This is a genomic window from Chamaesiphon sp. OTE_75_metabat_556, from assembly GCF_031378165.1.
In the GTDB taxonomy this organism is placed as follows: domain Bacteria; phylum Cyanobacteriota; class Cyanobacteriia; order Cyanobacteriales; family Chamaesiphonaceae; genus Chamaesiphon.
On sequence record NZ_JANNDR010000208.1, the window covers coordinates 1 to 18,266 of the forward strand.

The window sequence follows — 18,266 nt, forward strand, 5'->3', positions numbered from 1 at the left end:
GGTTTTCAACTCGGTTATGCTCCGGCTGGTTGGGAAACTTTAGCTAATTATTTGATCGAGCAAAAGAACTTTCCACCGCAATCGATTGTAGCGGCTGGACTAGCGATCGCACGTAAGGATGGCAATAGTTACTATGACAGATTTCGAGATCGATTGATGATTCCGATTCTCGATTTACGAGGGCGAGTTATTGGTTTTGGTGGGCGGACTTTGAGCGACGAACAGCCCAAATATCTCAACTCGCCAGAGACAGAATTATTCGATAAAGGTAACACTTTATATGGACTCGATCGAGCAAAGGATGCGATTAGTAAAACCGATCGAGCGGTAGTCGTTGAAGGTTATTTTGATGTCATTGCGCTCCATGCAGCGGGCATCGATAGTGCGGTTGCTGCCCTCGGTACGGCGTTGAGTTTGGCTCAAGTCAAGCAGTTAGCTAAGTTTACCGAATCCAAACAAATCATTCTCAATTTTGATGCGGATAAAGCGGGTAATATTGCTGCCGAGCGGGCGATTGGGGAAGTTACCGATTTGGCTTATCAGGGACAATTGCAATTACGCATCCTCAATTTACCGACGGGAAAAGATGCCGATGAGTTTTTAAAAAGCCACAGTCAGCAAGATTATTTAGATTTACTCGATCGTGCGCCGTTGTGGTTGGATTGGCAGATCGATAAAGCAGTAGAAGGGCAAGATCTCACCCAAGCAGAACAAAATCAATCTGCTACCAAAAAGATTGTTAAACTACTGCAAAACATTACTGATGTTACTACCCGCACCCACTACCTCAAAAAATCGGCAGGCTTATTAAGTGCGGATGATTCGAGAATGGTACCATTATTAATTGAAAATTTACAGACTTCAATTAAGGGGATAAAGCCACTCGATCAACAGATTAGTATTTCTCCTAGTCAAACATTAATCGAAAAAGCAGAGAGTTTATTGCTGCGGATTTACCTGCATTATCCCCTCCACCGCTTGACAATTATCGATGCGCTAGATTCAGCAGATTTGACTTTTACGCTCGCTCATCATCGCTTTTTGTGGGAGCAGATTATCGATCGATCTTCATCTGGCTATAAAGATTCTCAGCCGGAGGAGATCGATTATTTAGACGAAAGGTTGATTGCCAAATTGCAAGATTCGATCGTCGAAGATCGCGTGCAAGCGGCGCGAGTCGAGCATTTATTTAACTTAGACGAGCATACTGCCGAAGAAATTCAGCGATCGCCATTGGTACTCAGAGCCGCGATCGCCTGTTTGGAAAAATTTGCCTGCGAACAAAAACGTAAATTTTATCTCAATAAATTACAAAGCAAAGATCCTGAAGATTTAGCTAAAAAGGTTGAATACTATCAATCGTTTATCACGACCCAGCAGCGTCTCCAGGAACTAGAAAAACAGCGGAATGTGACTATTGATGATCTGATATCTTTTTTATAATTGACGAAATAAACTACAGCTCTGATTCTTAAGAATCAAACAGGACTACTATATGTTACCCAGCGACCGTTGACTTTATATAATTCTAAAAGGTACGATCTATTGTCGATTTCTATTTGTTGCATAGATCCAAACTTGTAGGTTCTGATATCATCAATACGTACTCTGGCTTTATTATCAGACAAATAAGTTAATTCTATGCTTTTAACTTTACAGTTAATGATGGCATTTCCTAGCCGGACTTGATTACACCAATATTCAAACTCTTGACGATGTCTTTCGTGAGACCACAACTTATATTTTGACATCAGATTAACATTACATTCATTCTGACCCCGATTAAGTTGAGTTAGAGTATGATGAATACTTGCTATCTCGGACTGTCGATCGATATTAGTGCTGGTTTCTTTTTTAGGTTTAACTGTTAATTTGTCGAGATTGATCGATGCTACCGAACTTGGAGATGCATTAGCGATCTGAAGAGTAGTAGCTAAGATCGCACATACAACAGTGGTTATTTTGACGATCGATAAATGTTTTGGCAGCATGTCTATTAGTCGGGATGAGCGCGCTCTATCTGTTTTTACAGTGAATGCTCGCACTCATCCGGAAACTAATCCGAATCGATCGATTAAATTAAGGACATTCCAGCGAATCTCTAGTAGCTCTACCTGTCGTTGGATTGGTGCCTTTAGCTACCTTGCACAACTTCATTTGGATATCTTTGCGGAGCAGCACATCTGTAAAATCGGCACCATCGATAATGGCACCATCGAAATTAGTTACCGAAGTAAAAGCACCGACTAAAATCGCATTAGTAAGATTGACATGGGTGAGTCTGGCGGTATCTAGCAGCGAATTGGTGAGATTCGCTCCCGACATATCGGCTGAGTCAAAATTGCCACCAATCAAGCTGACACCAGTGAGATTGGCATTCGCAAATTTGCCATTGCGCGCGGTAGTTTGGGTAAACTCGTAGCTAGTTAAATCTTTGCCAGTAAAATCGGCATTTTCTAGCGTGGCTTTGGTAAAATCGTCAGCAAGTGCCGCTGATGGATAAATACTCGACATGCCTAACGACACAAGTACCAGCAATACTGGCAAGATCCAGCCCATCACCATCCGCCGCAAACTTAACTTCATGATGATTTGGTGCTAATTAAATTTAGGATCTACAAGTACTAATCTTAGCATTTACGCACGATTGGGCAAAGCCCACGCTTCGCGAACGACAGCAATCGCCGATCGATTTTCTGCCTCTAGAGATAACGGGATTCGCGAGGGACAGGCTTCAGTTCATTCGGAAGTGTTGGCTGAAGCCAAATCGATGGTTGGGCATTCACTGGCGCAACCAACATCATGCGACCTCTATATTACTCGGATACTCAACTTTAGATTTTTGGTAAATACTGACTTTTACCTATTCCAATTATGCGCGTGCGCAGCTAGGTTTGACATCATCATGAATACTGAACTTTGAGATCGCATCTAGATAGCGATAGATCGGGGGTTGGGAGATCGATCTCCGTACAATTACTCAGCCATGCGCTGCTGGCAGTCGATCGAGATTTATCATCAAACTGCAAGGATTTGGTAGTCATCCTTTCATCGAGATCGGCATCGAGGGCTGTCCGTAAAATTACCCACAGCAGTGACGATCTGCAATTTCCGAATGTTTGGGCAAGTGCCTGCCAGCTCGGTAATATCGCCATCACCTAGCTCGGCGCGATCGTCCCTACTTGGTAGATCGATTCCCTCTCGGTGGCATCGATCTGGCATACGGCAATCCCTACTTTAACCGATCGATCTTACCCACTATCACAAGACTCAAACTAGCCTAATTTCTGGCAAGTATAGAATCGATACGAATCCTGTCTGAGTCGATCGAAATTAGCTAAGATCTAATTAGAAGATCGAAGGCGATCTTTGGCAAATTTCTGGATTATGAATAGCTGGATTTGAATCTATTTAATAGCGATTCATTCATCCAGCAACGACCACAATCACCGATCGTTTTAGAGGTTTAATCTATGTACGTTGTAGCCCAAGCACAGCCTCAAGAACGGGCTGAATTTATTAGAAAGACTTATGGGCATCTAGCTGTTGCTGTTGCAGCGTTTATCGGGATCGAGACACTGCTAGTCCAGTCGGGTATTGCCGAAAGACTAGCCCAATTCGTGAGTAGCGGTTTTACCTGGCTAGCGGTATTGGCGGGATTTTCACTACTGGGGTGGTTCTCGCGGGGATTGGCGGCTAGGGCTGATTCCGTCTCGCTGCAATATTTAGGATTGGGGATCTATGTAGTCGCCGAGGCTCTGTTATTTGCACCGTTAATCTATATTGCTAGCCGCTATTCCGATCCGACAGTGATTCCGACTGCGGGAATTCTCACATCTTTGATGTTTGTGGGTTTGACCGCAGTTGCCCTAACTACAGGCAAGGATTTTTCCTTCCTGGGTGGCGCGCTCAAAATTGGCGGTTTCGTAGCATTGGGATTGATTATCTGTAGCGCAATCTTCGGATTTCAACTGGGGTTATTTTTCTCAGTGCTGATGGTGGGATTTGCGATGGCGGCAATTCTCTACGATACGTCCCAAATTATGAACCACTTTAGCAAAGACCAGTATGTAGCCGCGTCCCTATCGCTGTTTTCTTCAGTAGCTTTGCTCTTCTGGTACGTCCTCCGCATCGTCATGGATATGCGTCGTTAAGTTAGAAATCGAGCGATCTGATGCCCCGTCCTTTCCCAGGGCGGGGCTATTTTGTGTTAAATCGCAGCGTTAGGACATATTCAAAATCAAGCGAATTATACATACTAGTGGGGGCGGGCAGGTTTGTTCGATTGCTACTGTTAACTAGCGCAAACTCTAGCATAAACCTGCCCCTACGACCCGCTCTCTCGATCGGCTAAAATACTCACATTAACTACTACATTCTGATGTTAGGATTTGCAGTAACGGCAATTCTCGCCCAGATATTTCAGTCGTAAGCTGTGCAAATTCATGATTTGTTGTCTCAATCCTAGCTGCAATAATCCGGCCTGCGCACCAGATCTAAAGTCTTGTCCTGAGTGTGGCATTGACTTGCTGGTGTTGGAAAATCGGTATCGACCGCTCAAAGCGATCGGGCGGGGTGGATTTGGCAAAACGTATCTAGCGGAAGACATCAAAAAATTTGGTGAGCAATGTGTCATCAAACAGTTTGCTCCTTACTCTGGTAACGACAGCGACACCGAAAAAACCCGCTTCCAGGATGAAGCCAAGCAATTGCAACGATTGGGCGAACATCCCCAAATTCCCACGCTACTGGCATTTTTTACAGAGCGGAGCTATTTATATTTCGTACAGCAATACGTCGCGGGGGAGAATCTCGCCGAAGAATTAGAGCGGCGCGGGGTGTTTGATGAAGCCCGGATTCGGGACTTTCTCCAAGATTTATTAGGGATTTTGCAGGTTGTCCATCAGCAGGGGGTCATCCATCGGGATCTCAAGCCGTACAATATTATGCGGCGCAAATCCGACCAAAAGCTCGTCCTGATTGATTTTGGCATCTCCAAGCAACTGGAGGCCAATCCCTCGACTGGCACCAGTATTGGCTCCCTCGGCTATTCGCCATTAGAGCAATTCTGGGGCGGGAAAGCTTACCCATCTAGCGACTTATATAGCCTGGGCGTGACCGCTTTTTTTCTGATGAGTGGGATTAGCCCGCATCAGATTTTGGCGATCGCGATGGAGGAGACATCCCCCGCCCACGCTCACAATTGGGCAGAACACTGGCGCAATTATGTCGAACATCCTGTTAGTGACAATCTCGGTGCGGTGTTGGATAAATTGATGCAGATCGACCACAAGCAACGTTATCAATCAGCCAGTGATGTGCTCGCCGATCTGACTGGGCGAAATCTGCACCAGCAAAAAACCCAAGTCCAATATACCCCCACAGCACAGCCTCATGTAAGGTCGCCTGTCGGCACAGCAGCAGCCCCCGAACAGCCGCAGGAGCGATCGATCTGGCACACGATTAAATGGATATTCGGCGGCAGTTTAGGGCTGTTTATCTTGAGTATGATCATCTTGGCAAGTCTGCCCGAAAAATCGCCGACTGGAGATGTCAGTAAAGATTTGGGCGATCGTTCAGAAAATGCTTACGCCTATCTCGAACGTGGCAAAACTCGCAGTACTGCCGATAACTTCAAAGATGCACTCGCAGATTTCAACCAAGCGATCGCGCTCCAACCCACCGCCGAAAGCTACCGCGAACGCGGTCAAGTCAAGGATAAACTCAAAGATAAACAAGGCGCGTTAGCTGACTTTGCCCAAGCCCTCAAACTCCAGCCCAATGACGCGGAAACCTACTACCAGCGGGCGAGCGTGGAAAAGGATCTGGGCAATAAGAACCAAGCCCTCACTGATTTGAATAAGTCACTCGATTTACAGAGCAATAATATCCTCGCTCTAATTGCGCGCGGCAATGTCTCGATCGAGCTGGGCAATAAAGCTCAGGCATTAACCGATTTTAATACCGCCATCAAGCTCGACAACCGCAGTTCCTATGCATATATGTCTCGTGCCGATTGGTATGGCAGCGAGGGCAAACGCGAACAAGCGATCGCCGACTACGATCGAGCCATTGTCCTAGATCCCACTAGTTTTTATCAACACTATCAGCGCGGTATCCTCCATCAAGAGCTAAACCACAAAGCTCAAGCCAAAGCCGACTTTCAAAAGACGATCGAATTAGCTAAAAAAGCCGGACAAGAACAAGACTATGCCGATGCCGCAGTGAGACTTCAACAGTTGAAGCAGTCGGGGGATATCTTTTAACAGTTTTAACAGATCTTAGTTTTGATCGATCTGTCATCCGCGATTAGCCTGCCCTTGTCTTCTGGCTACTGGTAACTGCCACCAGCCCAAATGCGGTAACTGATGATGCTCCTCATGGTAGCCAAAGTGATAGCAACTGATCAACGACCAAAACTCGGAAAAGGGCGTGCTGGTGGCGCGGCAGTCATTGACATAGCCACCGATAGGTTCGCGATGTGGCAGGAATGTCCCAAATAAAAATAGTTGGAACGAACTCATCACCGAGGGAAACACCCAAAACCAAGAAAGATTAATTTCAGGAACGTGCAACACCTGATGCACGAGGTGAAATGTGCCAATTAATAATCCCAGCCGCAGCCAACTCCAGTAGTTTTGCATGAAGTTGAAATACCAAGCAAAAAAATTCCGATGTTTGCCATTGTGGTAGTCTGGATCGCCGATGTGGGCGGGGATGTCGTGATGGAGTTGGTGCATCTGACGCATTTTCCCAAACGGAAACATTGCATAGACAAACAGCACAAAACTACCGATCGCATCGTTTAATTTGGGGTTTCCAGGGGCGATCGATCCATGCATCCCATCATGTGCCGTGACAAATAGCCCCACATACAAAAACATCTGCCAAGCAAATCCCAAAAACTTTACCCAATTTGGTAAATTTGTCAAGTCTAGACTGAATAGGATAGCTGTGCTCGTTGCCCAGATGCCAATTAGTGACAGTGCCACCCAGAGTCCCTGATTTCTCGCCTGTCTCACACTGAATAACCTCGATCGATCGCTGGGATTGTTAAATAATTCTTTACTTATGTTAACGTTTCTCAACAGCTAGCGGGTTGGGAACGGTAAGATCGATCTAACTACTACTGCAACAGCCGATGACAACTTCACCCACACCAATTCAGTTACCTGCTAGTGTCGAACTCGCACCCAATTACACGATTCCGATCGTCCTGATTGCTGCCGCCATCCCTGTTGCCGCATTGCAACTATGGGTGGGTGTCGCGATCGGGATTTTTGGCTTGTTTCTCGCCATCCAAACCACCATCATCAAATTAGAATTTACCACCACTGCGCTCAATGTCTACCGCAGCAATACCGTCATTCGCACCTTCCCTTATAGCGAATGGGAGAATTGGCAAATTTTTTGGCAACCCGTGCCGATTTTGTTCTATTTCAAAGAAGTCAATAGCATTCACTTTTTGCCAATCATCTTCGATGCGCGGATGTTGCGGGCTTGTTTGGAGTACTATTATCCGAGGGTAGGGGATAGTGAATAGTGAATAGTGGATAGGGGATAGTGGATAGTGAATAGTGAATAGAGAGTTTGGACGCAAGTGTCCTCTTCTCTCCCAACTCCCAACTCCCAACTCCCTGTCTTGACTGAAACACATGCTCCTCCACTCTCCGCGTGATTTCAGTCGCAACTCCCAACTCCTAATTCAACGCTACCCAAACTTCCTCATCGGTAGTTTGGGCAAAGTTTTCGTACCATGAGCCGATCGCATCGAAGGGTGTCGGCATCATCAGACAGACGATCTTATCGACAGTCGGGCGCAGTTCCTCGATGGTGCCATCAAAGGCGACTGGTACAGCTACGACAATCTGAGCGGGGCTGTGGCTGCGGACGACGGCAATTGCCGCTGTCATCGTGGCTCCGGTTGCCAAGCCGTCATCGACTAAGATGACGACTCGATCGCCTAAATCCAGCGCGGGACGATCGCCACGATAGGCGCGATCGCGGCGGTGCAGTTCCCGCAGTTCAATTTCGGCAACTCGATCGATCTGGGCTGGTGAGATCCGTAAGTCAGCGACAGTCTGCTCGTTCAAATAGCGTCGCCCCTGGAGATCGATCGATCCCATCGCAAATTCGGCGTTACCAGGGACGCCCAATTTATGTACCAGACACAGATCGAGCGGGACTTGGAGTGTCTGGGCGATCGGTGCGGCGACAATTACGCCACCGCGCGGCAATCCCAAGACGATCGCTTGAGGACAGGCGGCGGCATGATATGAGGCTAATTTTGAAGCTAGCTGTCGTCCGGCGTCAGCCCGATTTTGAAACTTTTGATTCATTCCAGAGCCTAGCGATCTAGTAGTTCTAGTTTATCAAAACACACGTGAGCTTGCGGTAAGTTGACAGTCGATCGACTTTTGCTGGTAATGCTGAAGAGCTATTTGTGATGTAGGGATCGAGTAGCGATCGCTATTGAAAGTAGCTAGGTAGTGATTATTAGTTCTGTTAGCACTGAGAAAACACCCGATCTTGCCTATTTTCTCTATTTGCGTTCATCATCAGAACATCCAGACAGACTCGATCTTTTCGGCTATTACCACAATTCAATCTTGGTGAGTAATTAGAATTATTAAATCTCCGTTAATTAATGTTTGAGCCGGGACAGCATAACTGGGCAGATTGTTCCCACCTCATGCAATTTCGATACAATAGGTGACACTGTCAAGACTATTTTGGTACTTATTGCCGATATCCTGGTGCGATTGTTGCTGTTCAACAGATCGACCCGATCTCAGCCCAATCCAGATCGACGGCAAGCGTATAATTAGATACCAAAAATCTGCCGTGCCGATGACCGCAGTTCCGTGCGAATCCAGATCGACTAGAGGTCAGATACCATCTCATTGCATATCCTAAAAGCAGTAGATCTAGTTAGATTTTTGAGCGCAAATATCCAAATCTGGGCTGTAGATAAGCTGGATGTCTTTCAGCTTTAATGCGTAAATATTCGCATTTCTATTGTCAAATGATCGCCCGTGTCATACAATGAATGTAGTGAAATCCCTAATGAATGACTTTCAGAAAATCACTATTTTTACCAGTAGGTGAAAAAATAATTGTGAATTTGTACGTGCGCTAGAGCGACTTCTCGATCTAACTTAAAGATCTCAGGCGAGGTGGTAGATCGCGTTCGATAGTTTAATTAAATCGATCGAATGCGATCTGTCAAAGTAGAACTTATAGTGAGTTTTACCTGGGCAAACTTGATCGCCCAAATTAAGAGACCCGCCAACTTTCGCTCTAGCAAATGGCTCAGAGTTTGCACTCCACAGCCATCATGTGTCTGAACGTGTTTGTTAGCGAGCCAGATTTTACAAAACTTGTTGCCAAGATTCTACATTATTTACTTTAAAGAAGGAAGAGTAGAGCGTATGAAATTCTCATCTCAAATCACTACCGTTGTAGCTGCGGCGGCAATGTTCTGCCCGATCGCCGCGCAAGCTGATCCAGTCGTCTCGACAGGTTCGACGGCTGCTGCGGTATCGATCAAATTCAATAATAGTTCTTCCACTAACGGTAACTTCTCCATCACCCCTGGCTCGACTGCTTCTGGTGGTGGTACGGGCGTGCAAGAACTCTCGGCGGCTGTCGCGACTGGCGAAACTAGTGCTACCGCTAATTCTGCTAGCCAATATTCTGGGACGACAGCGAATGCCAATGGTTATAGCGCGCCAGTAACGTTCTCCTATGCGACTTACAGCGACGTGAGCAATAGCAACTACACTAGTGCTTACAGCCAGTACAACCAGTATGACAGCACGAGTGCCAACCAAAGTAGTGGTACCAATAATAACTCGAATGCCTATAGTGGTGACTCTACTAGCAACTCTGCCGGTAATACCAATAATGGTACAAATGGTACGGGTACGAGCAGTACCGTGGCTAGTAACAACAGCAACGGCGGCACTACGAATACTCAAAATACCAGTGCAGGTGAAAAGAGCGGCAGTTACAGCACCAGCAGCAACACTGGTAGTAATACCGCTAAATCCAATTCCACTGGCACTAGTAATAGCACCAATAACCAAAGTGCTAGTAACCAGTATAATTCGGCCTATGGCTCCAATAGCAACAACTCTGGTGCTAATGCCAACAACAAATCGGGCACGAACTACAACTACACTGGCTCTTCGGCTGGCTTGAGCTTTATTCCCGCGATCGTCAATTAGGGTACCTCGATTTAGCTCTGGAGCGTACCAGAGCTAAATTCGACTCGTACTTACATAAATGTATCCATCTCTAGTTGCGGTTGATGTGCGCTACATCAACCGAGCGGACTGGGATGGGTATTTTTTTTCCGAATCGATTAATTGCTGGAGCGAATTCGATCGTGTATTCACAGCTATCGACCTATTTTAAAACCAAATCGAAACTAGCCGATTATGGGATCGCGCTCGTCAGTTGGTATCTGGTGCTGGGTGCCAGTGCTCAGGCACAAACCCAACCGATCGATTCAACAACCGTCGGTGGTTATTTAACCCTGGACAATTGGTTCTATAGCGACGATCTGACTGTCCCGACAGCTACCGATGGGGCAGTAACTAATCCCCAAGTCGCCCAATCGACGACGATTCCCCTCCCCTCATTGATCGTACCTGGGGTGGTGCTGCCAACTTTATTACCACTCTCCCAACCGATCCCGATTAATTCTATTCTCGCTCCGGCAGTCATTCAGGCACCAAATAATACTCCCGCTATCAAACCAACGAATGCCCCGAATGCCCCGAATGTTCCAAATGTACCGAGTGTCGTCCCCACGCCAGCCCCGACTAAAGATCCGCGTTATCTGATCCCGCCCCAAGTACTAGATCCCAAAGTCGTCGATCCATTTTCCACCCAATTTATTCTCAACGGGAATAAGGTATCGCACTTAAGTACAGCAGTAATCACCACTGGCGAAGAATTCGGGAGTTTTCGGAATAGCGATTTTAGTTTTGATGCCTACAAGATGCTGGGAGCCAGCAACGTTCAGAGTGTGACTAGCGATCGCGTTGTCCGAGTCAAGAGCCAATTAGAAGTTGCGGGCGCACGCAGTATCATTCAAAATCAGGATATTTCGATCGCCGTCGCTCAGCCGCAAACCTTACTGGGCTTTCGCGAGCAAATTAGTGTGATGGGCGATTGCCTCGATGGTTCGGGGCAAACTTGTACCTTTTTACCTGGGATTAAAATCGATAACAGCGTGATCGATCCGCAGAAATTGCAGCCGACGGGGGTGAGAATCACCTCCCAATTTGCCGATGTAATTTCACCGGCATCGGTAGCTGAGATCCAACAACCAGGCTTTCAGGGTGGGGCGAATGGTGATGAGTATGGGATCGATTTATATCTGCCAGCGGTTGGCGTGGTGAGTTCGTCCGAATCGCCAGTGCTGACAGGCTCGCGACAAGTAAAATTCGGTACTGGCGCGGCAATTTATAATGCGCGGCTGACGCAGAATTTTGCCACCAATGGGCGGGAATCGAGCTTGGGGCGGACGATTCGATCGCTCAATTACATCCATGGCGACAACAATCAATTAGTCAATCTCGGCGTCAATGCCCTCGCCCAAGTATTGCCCGAAATCCAATCGCCAGGAATTGCGCCTGGTTTACCCGGTGCCAGAATCGTCGTCAATCCCAATCTCTATCGGGCAGCCAATTCGATTCGGGTTCCGGCGAATAGTCTGACTGTGTATCAAGGCGGTACTGGTTATGCGCCTAGCTTTGGCAGCGATCCGCGCATTCCCCCAGCAGCTACTCATCAAGCCGTGTGGATCGGTTTATCGCCGGTAGTGCAGCGATCGGTTACTCAGGATTATCGTTATGTTACCCTCGGCGAGCCGACAATTGTGGCTAGCGGTGGTGGGGAAGGCGGTACCGTCCCAGTGAGTGTCAATCTCAACAACTTCGGATTTAATTCCGTCGGCTTGCAAAATGCTTACTCCCAAGGCTATGTCACGGTTTACAATCAGAAAGTCGATCGGGTGGATGTCAGTACGATTAGTCAACGGACAGATTATTATCCCCAGATTAGTTTTACGGGCACGCGGTTGAATGAAAATACCCTGTGGCGGTATTTTACGGGGGCGATTTTCAATGTGGGGTCGCAATCAGCTCAAACTAATCCAGACATTAAAGCTTATGTCGGTACCGATTACTCGATCGTCAATCCACGCGGTGTGAGTTTTAGTGTCGGCGGGGTGGGTTATGTCAATCCCGATCCCGAACATTACACCCAACTATTTGCCAATGCCAATCAATCGATCGCGTTAGGCTCTAATCCTCGCAATAATTTAGTATTTGGAGTCAATGCTAACTATATTGCCGATGGCGCAATTACGCTCGAATCGGTACCGATTAGCTCTACCCAAAGTTTTGTCAATGCTGGGGTTGCTTTAAATTTAGGTAATATTTCGATCGGGGGTACGCAATTTTTTGGGAATTTATTGCCAGGATCGATCGATAGTAAAACTGTCTTTAATGTTGGTTGGAAAGTTAACGACAGATTGAAAATTGGCGCATTTGTCAGTGCCTTCGATCAAAATATTTCCACCAATCCGATTGGGGCTAGCCTGAGCTGGGGACTAGATCCTAACTCCAATTCAATTTTGGCTTTATCATGGAATGCCGCTGAGATTGATTTTCGTCGGACGATCGGCCCGACAGCAAATGTTTATCATGATAATACCGTGAGTGTCTCCCTGCGGTATGGATTTTAAATTAGTTGGGAGCAGATTGACTATATTTTCTAGCCGTAGCAACTGCTGTAGCTATCTCGCTCGAAGCTATGCAATGTAAACGGCACTATAGTTATTAGTAGACACATCTCTGGTATCAACTCCTAACTAAATGCTTCCTGGCGATCTGCTCATCTATCGACATAATGGCGAATCGATCGTTCCCAAACGCATCGAAATCGATGCCCATCATATTCAGATGGCGATCGAGATTATCGACTGCTTCACGTCCGTTACTGGCGGCACTCAGGGACAACTCGATGAGATGTTATTGCAACTAGAAGGCGATAGCCCTGACTTTCGCGTCAAGCGGGGATTTGCCCATCTGCTCAAGAGTCAAACCTTCAGTAACTTTGAGATTGTCAGCCCGCTCCAGCCATCCGAACTACGCGAGCGCGTTTATGCCCTCTCCGCGATTTCCAGTCCCAGCGTTGAGCATAGTAAAACCACCTTAGCCACACTTGCCAGCACCCTCTCTCAAGAATTGAGCGCGGAAATCATGCCCGCCCAAATTACCCAAGGCTTGTATGCCGATTTACCAGAAAATCGGATCTTAACCGAGTTTACCGCACCCGATCCAGTCGCCCTGATTCATCGCTACAATCTCTCTCAAGTTCAAGGCGTCTTTTATCGCGCCAGCGAACTGACAATTAATGCTCATCGCAATGTCCCCGGACAATACAAATTGCTATTTCGCTATCTGAAATTGTTTCAATTAATGACCTATATCGAAGGCGATGCCGACCACGGTTTTACAATTAAAGTCGATGGTCCGACGAGTTTATTTAAAGCCAGTACTCGCTATGGACTGGCGATCGCCAAGTTAATTCCGGCAATTTTGCACGTTACCAAATGGAGCCTGAGTGCAACTCTCCAAACTAAAGATTTTTACACTGGAAATATCAAAATAGGCCGCTATAGCCTCACTGATAAATGCGGTTTGGAAACTCACTACCCGCCTGGAAAAGCCTACGATAGTATGCTCGAAGCTGGGTTTGCCGATCGCTGGGATAAGCTCAAAACTGAGTGGGTATTAGAACGCGAAGTTAACTTATTGCCAATTCCAGGTAGTGTGATGATTCCTGATTTCCGATTGGTACATCCCGATGGCCGCGATTATATCTTAGAAATTGTCGGCTATTGGCGACCAGAATATTTACAGAAAAAATTTGCGCAAGTCCGCAAATCTGGCTGCACAAATCTAATTTTGGCAATCTCGGAACGATTGAATCTAGAGAAGGCCGGATTAAATGCTAGAGATTTACCTTGCGAAGTAATTTGGTTTAAAGATAAGTTATTACCTAAGTCAGTATTGGAAGTAATCGATGTAATTAGTAACTAACAGTTGATGCCAGGATTTTCAGAACAGAGATTGAGACATAACTATCGGCCAAAAATCGCAGATGAAGGGCATCCCCATTTAAAAATCAAAATGTTCTTTGACGAACATTTTGCTGAAGATTAGTGCAAATAATATCTACACAGAGTAGTCTATTGATGCGATGAAAGGGTGATGACTCATTGAAATGATATTTTAACGAAAATTTCCGTAATTTCACGTTCTAATCGATCGCGCTCAATCGCTCAAAATAGTTACACCCACCTCACCCGAACTAGCTACAATTTAATCGTCCGATCGCGAAAATTTACTCCCAATAGTCTTCCCAGCGATCGGCAAATGCTTGCTTGAGTTTAGACATATAAGCATTTGTCTTAATCTTCACCATCCACAAATCATCACCGCCATTCCCACCTTTACAGATGACACCTTCATCGACGTTGTATTTCCCAGATCTAACATCTTCCGTAAACTTGCCAGTCAGCTTGCCACGATAAACTACCCGTGCAATTTCCAGATGTTGAAAGTCATTCACAAATTGGCTGGGACTAATAAAACCAGAGCCATCCAACAACACATCAAATAGCCGAAATTCTTTGGAATCTGTCGATCAATGTAAGCCAGCAAAAAAATTTGTCCCTAAAAATTCACCAAATACCTTAATCGCTTGGACAGCTTGATATTGAGGATTGTCATTAAAAACTCGCTCTAACTCGATCGCCCAAATCTGCTGAAATACCTCGATACATTCGCGTAAATGCTGGTGTTTGTGCTGAAAAGCTTCGATCCCAACTGCCGTTAGGTTGAAGACATCTCGTCTAGTACCGAAAGCGTGCCAACCAAAATCTCGATCCCAATCCCAATGGAGATTGGTACCGTCATATTTTTCAAATGCGATACATTGACCATCAGGACAATTGCGACTACCAGGAATCTTGGGATAATAAAGCATGGGATCTAGCAGCCAATTTTATTGATATTAACTATCATTGGTCTATCAAAGTTGATTTATGCAGCGATCTCGATTAAACACGCGATCGCACCTGTGGAGGCTGTAACCGCAAATCTAAAAAAATATTTGGTCAGCCATTTGCTGAGTGGTATGATTCAATTTGGCCAATCGATAATACGCCTATTGATAGAGGCAAGTAAATTACAATGATTTTAAGATATTGTTGTTAAGTTAAAAACGATCGAAAGGATATCATCTAAAATGGTAATAAAGCTTACAATTTTTGGCTGTAATTTTGCTAAGTCTTAGGCAAGATAGCATAAGTATACGTACTTGGGAATTATAAATAATTGAGGAATCCGATGTCAGCTATTCTCTTTGGCTCTATTAGTACGATCTCAGATACTTCCGAACTGCAAAGGCAGGCTTTCAATCAAGCTTTTAAGGCTCATGGACTCAATTGGTGTTGGCATCGAGCAGAGTATCTGACAATGCTAGAGAACAGCGGTGGTCAAAATAGGATTGCCGATTATGCCGATTCGATGGGGCAAACAGTTGATGCGGAGGCAATTCACCGCTCGAAGTCCGAATTTTTTCAAAACAGCTTAACTGAATCCCAGGTTAAACCTCGTTTCGGCGTAGTCGAAACAATCCAGCGTGCAAAAAGCAAAGGTTTAAAAATTGCTTTCGTAACAACAACTGCTCAGGGTAATATTTCACTACTGATGGCAGCTTTACAACCAAGTATCCAGGTTGCTGATTTCGATCTCATTTTAAATGCCGATAGCGTAGATCGCCCAAAGCCAGATAAAGCTGCCTACACCTTCGCTCTAGCAAGTCTGGGTGAGCAACCAGATGATTGCATTGCGATTGAAGATAATTTAAGCGGACTAGAATCAGCGATCGCGGCGGGTTTAGATTGCATCGCCTTTCCCAACGAAAATACCGCTGATCACGACTTTAAAAGAGCCAATCATTTGGTCGATCAATTGAATTTTGAGGAGTTGCAAAAGTTTCTTGCTACATAATTAGAGCGAGAGATCGAACAAGTTATATCGCAAGAAATTATGAGTAGAGAAAATATTAATTTTCGGGTACTATCACCATTTGGAATCGAGGCAAATGAGATTAAAATTACTGAGATCGATGATAAAGATCTAGTTTCTTTACAGCATGTCATTGCGAGTAATGGCTTGCTCGTCTTCCGGCAGCAAGCAGTGAGTGACGCAGACTTTGTAGCTTTCTTGAGTCGATTGGGGCCGATGACTTTTACAGTGGGTGAGATACCAGTATCACATCAACCCGATCTAAATGTGGTCAGCAATATTGGACGAGATCGCCCTCCTCGGAGCGTTTTTCATACCGATACTAGCTATATTGCTAGACCGCCTGCCTTCACCGCATTACGCGCTGTAACTATCCCTGCATCAGGTGGCGCAACGCTATTTTCGGATCAATACCGTGCCTATGAGACATTGCCCACAACAGTGAAAGAGCAGCTTGCTGATGCACGGGTGCTCCACATCATGTCTGATCTAGCACCAGATGAGCACCACGAAAACCAAAGTTGGCATCCCTTGTTTCTGCGGCATCCTCTTTCCGGTCGATTAGCCTTATTTTTATCGACACCGGAACGCTGTCAGGCCATCTCAGGCATGGCGATCGAACAAGCTCAGCGGATCGTGCGGTTGCTCTACCAGCATTCAATTCGTCATTACCGGCTGTACCATCACCAGTGGCAACCGAATGACATCGTTATCTGGGACAACCGCTGTACGATGCATCGTGCCGAGCACTCCAATGTGATTGGCGATCGAGTATTGCATCGGGGTTTGGTGTTGGATTAAGCCAATTTTGTAAACTAGCCGACCCTGCTAGCGTGGATTCAGCGAGAGTAGAGGATTGACTAGCTTGATAATTATTAGAAAGATTGTTAAGTTTTATAAGGAGCTATCGAGTCGCACGTATTGAAGACATTAGGAAAATATAATGACTAACGTTCAAGCAACTTTTCGGGCTACAGAGACAGCTTTTCATGTTGAGGGATACGAAAAAATTGACTTCAGTTTGCTTTATGTAGAGGGAGCTTTTGCAATTGAGAACGCGGAGATTGCCGAGAGCTATAGTCAATTCGGTCGCTGTTTAATGGTCATAGATGAAGTGGTTTATGGTTTGTATGGCGAGCAGATCCAAACCTATTTCCAACATTATCAAATTGACTTAACGGTCTTTCCTGTTTCAATTAAGGAAACAGATAAGACCTTACAGTCGGTCGAGCGAATTGTCGATGCATTTGCAGATTTTGGTTTGCTCAGGAAAGAACCCGTTCTAGTTGTTGGCGGTGGCTTAACCACAGATGTAGCGGGCTTTGCTTGTGCCACTTATCGCCGTCGCACAAACTATATTCGAGTGCCCACAACGCTGATTGGGCTGATTGATGCCAGCGTGGCCATCAAAGTCGCCGTCAACCACGGTAAATTAAAGAACCGACTGGGTGCTTATCATGCGTCGCAGAAGGTGATTTTGGATTTCTCATTTTTGAAAACGTTGCCGGTAGACCAGGTGCGTAACGGCATGGCAGAGCTGATCAAAATCGCTGTTGTCGCGAACAATGGGATTTTTGAGCTATTGGAAAAATACGGCGAAGACCTGTTGCAAACCCGCTTCGGCTATTTGAATGGCACGCCAGAGCTACGCAAGGTCGCGCACAAAGTCACGTATGATGCGATCAACACCATGCTCGGTCTAGAAGTACCCAACTTACACGAGCTAGATCTCGATCGGGTGATTGCTTACGGTCATACCTGGAGTCCGACCTTGGAACTAACGCCGGAGCTGCCGATGTTCCACGGTCATGGGGTGAATATCGATATGGCGTTCTCAGCCACCATTGCTCAGCAGCGGGGCTATATTTCCGTCAGCGAGCGCAATCGGATTTTAGGATTGATGAGCCGGATCGGTCTGGCGATCGATAGCTCTTATCTGACTCCCGAATTGTTGTGGAAAGCTACAGAGTCGATCGGACGAACGCGGGATGGCTTACTGCGAGCCGCCGTTCCTCACCCGATCGGGAGCTGTTCTTTCCTTAACGATCTGACCAGAGCTGAGTTAGACGAGTATCTGGCAACTCACAAAGAAATCTGTCGTGACTATCCTCGTGGTGGCGATGGCGAAGATATGTTTATTTCATTAGCATC

At 46.0% G+C, this 18,266-nt stretch carries 15 protein-coding genes and 1 pseudogene; 10 read left to right on the top strand and 6 right to left on the bottom strand.

The window, feature by feature from the left end; translation table 11 throughout:
* A partial coding sequence (locus tag RMO27_RS08520) for a toprim domain-containing protein (protein WP_309731329.1) occupies nt 1-1,443 on the top strand: 1,443 nt, incomplete at its 5' end.
* 35 nt (nt 1,444-1,478) lie between these two features.
* Here the strand turns inward: RMO27_RS08520 and RMO27_RS08525 are convergent.
* The 3 genes from RMO27_RS08525 to RMO27_RS08535 form a co-directional block, all read right to left on the bottom strand.
* The gene (locus RMO27_RS08525; protein ID WP_309731331.1) at nt 1,479-1,991 is read right to left on the bottom strand and encodes a hypothetical protein; all 513 of its coding nucleotides are present in this window, start codon (nt 1,989-1,991) and stop codon (nt 1,479-1,481) included.
* Between the two features lie 88 nt (nt 1,992-2,079).
* Nucleotides 2,080-2,586: a pentapeptide repeat-containing protein gene (locus RMO27_RS08530; protein ID WP_309731333.1), complete on the bottom strand. Its 507-nt coding sequence runs from the start codon at nt 2,584-2,586 to the stop codon at nt 2,080-2,082.
* Between the two features lie 317 nt (nt 2,587-2,903).
* Nucleotides 2,904-3,155, bottom strand: coding sequence for a hypothetical protein (locus RMO27_RS08535; RefSeq protein WP_309731335.1), 252 nt, complete (start codon nt 3,153-3,155; stop codon nt 2,904-2,906).
* A 318-nt stretch (nt 3,156-3,473) separates the two neighbouring features.
* Here RMO27_RS08535 and RMO27_RS08540 point away from each other — a divergent pair, with 318 nt between their 5' ends.
* Together RMO27_RS08540 and RMO27_RS08545 are read left to right on the top strand one after the other, a co-directional pair.
* Nucleotides 3,474-4,154: a Bax inhibitor-1 family protein gene (locus RMO27_RS08540; RefSeq protein WP_309731337.1), complete on the top strand. Its 681-nt coding sequence runs from the start codon at nt 3,474-3,476 to the stop codon at nt 4,152-4,154.
* A 291-nt stretch (nt 4,155-4,445) separates the two neighbouring features.
* Entirely contained in the window at nt 4,446-6,266 is a 1,821-nt protein-coding gene (locus RMO27_RS08545) for a protein kinase domain-containing protein (protein ID WP_309731339.1), read from the top strand.
* A 33-nt stretch (nt 6,267-6,299) separates the two neighbouring features.
* On the opposite strand, the gene RMO27_RS08550 is transcribed toward RMO27_RS08545, so the two are convergent.
* The gene (locus tag RMO27_RS08550) at nt 6,300-7,088 is read right to left on the bottom strand and encodes a fatty acid desaturase (protein WP_309731340.1); all 789 of its coding nucleotides are present in this window, start codon (nt 7,086-7,088) and stop codon (nt 6,300-6,302) included.
* Nucleotides 7,089-7,141: 53 nt separating this feature from the next.
* Between RMO27_RS08550 and RMO27_RS08555 the strand changes: the two genes are divergently transcribed.
* Nucleotides 7,142-7,543, top strand: coding sequence for a DUF3119 family protein (locus RMO27_RS08555; protein WP_309731342.1), 402 nt, complete (start codon nt 7,142-7,144; stop codon nt 7,541-7,543).
* A 157-nt stretch (nt 7,544-7,700) separates the two neighbouring features.
* Here RMO27_RS08555 and RMO27_RS08560 read toward each other — a convergent pair whose 3' ends face one another.
* Entirely contained in the window at nt 7,701-8,339 is a 639-nt protein-coding gene (locus RMO27_RS08560; RefSeq protein ID WP_309731344.1) for a phosphoribosyltransferase, read from the bottom strand.
* A gap of 1,092 nt (nt 8,340-9,431) precedes the next feature.
* On the opposite strand from RMO27_RS08560, the gene RMO27_RS08565 reads away from it, so the two are divergent.
* The 3 genes from RMO27_RS08565 (at nt 9,432) to RMO27_RS08575 (ending at nt 14,120) form a co-directional block, all read left to right on the top strand.
* Nucleotides 9,432-10,229 (top strand): hypothetical protein, encoded by a 798-nt coding sequence (locus RMO27_RS08565; protein WP_309731346.1) that lies wholly within the window; start codon nt 9,432-9,434, stop codon nt 10,227-10,229.
* Nucleotides 10,230-10,312: 83 nt separating this feature from the next.
* Nucleotides 10,313-12,760, top strand: coding sequence for a hypothetical protein (locus tag RMO27_RS08570; protein WP_309731349.1), 2,448 nt, complete (start codon nt 10,313-10,315; stop codon nt 12,758-12,760).
* Between the two features lie 130 nt (nt 12,761-12,890).
* Nucleotides 12,891-14,120: a DUF790 family protein gene (locus tag RMO27_RS08575; protein WP_309731351.1), complete on the top strand. Its 1,230-nt coding sequence runs from the start codon at nt 12,891-12,893 to the stop codon at nt 14,118-14,120.
* Between the two features lie 304 nt (nt 14,121-14,424).
* On the opposite strand, the pseudogene RMO27_RS23795 reads toward RMO27_RS08575, so the two are convergent.
* Nucleotides 14,425-15,069, bottom strand: a pseudogene (locus RMO27_RS23795) (RNA ligase family protein).
* Nucleotides 15,070-15,431: 362 nt separating this feature from the next.
* On the opposite strand from RMO27_RS23795, the gene RMO27_RS08590 reads away from it, so the two are divergent.
* The 3 genes from RMO27_RS08590 to RMO27_RS08600 all read left to right on the top strand — a co-directional run.
* Nucleotides 15,432-16,097 carry an HAD-IA family hydrolase gene (locus RMO27_RS08590; protein WP_309731359.1) on the top strand — a complete coding sequence of 222 codons (666 nt, stop codon included), beginning with the start codon at nt 15,432-15,434 and terminating at the stop codon, nt 16,095-16,097.
* 39 nt (nt 16,098-16,136) lie between these two features.
* Complete coding sequence (locus RMO27_RS08595; protein ID WP_309731361.1) at nt 16,137-16,916, top strand: TauD/TfdA family dioxygenase; 780 nt, start codon at nt 16,137-16,139, stop codon at nt 16,914-16,916.
* Between the two features lie 142 nt (nt 16,917-17,058).
* Nucleotides 17,059-18,266: sedoheptulose 7-phosphate cyclase (locus RMO27_RS08600; RefSeq protein WP_309731363.1), on the top strand; the 1,208-nt coding region annotated here is incomplete at its 3' end.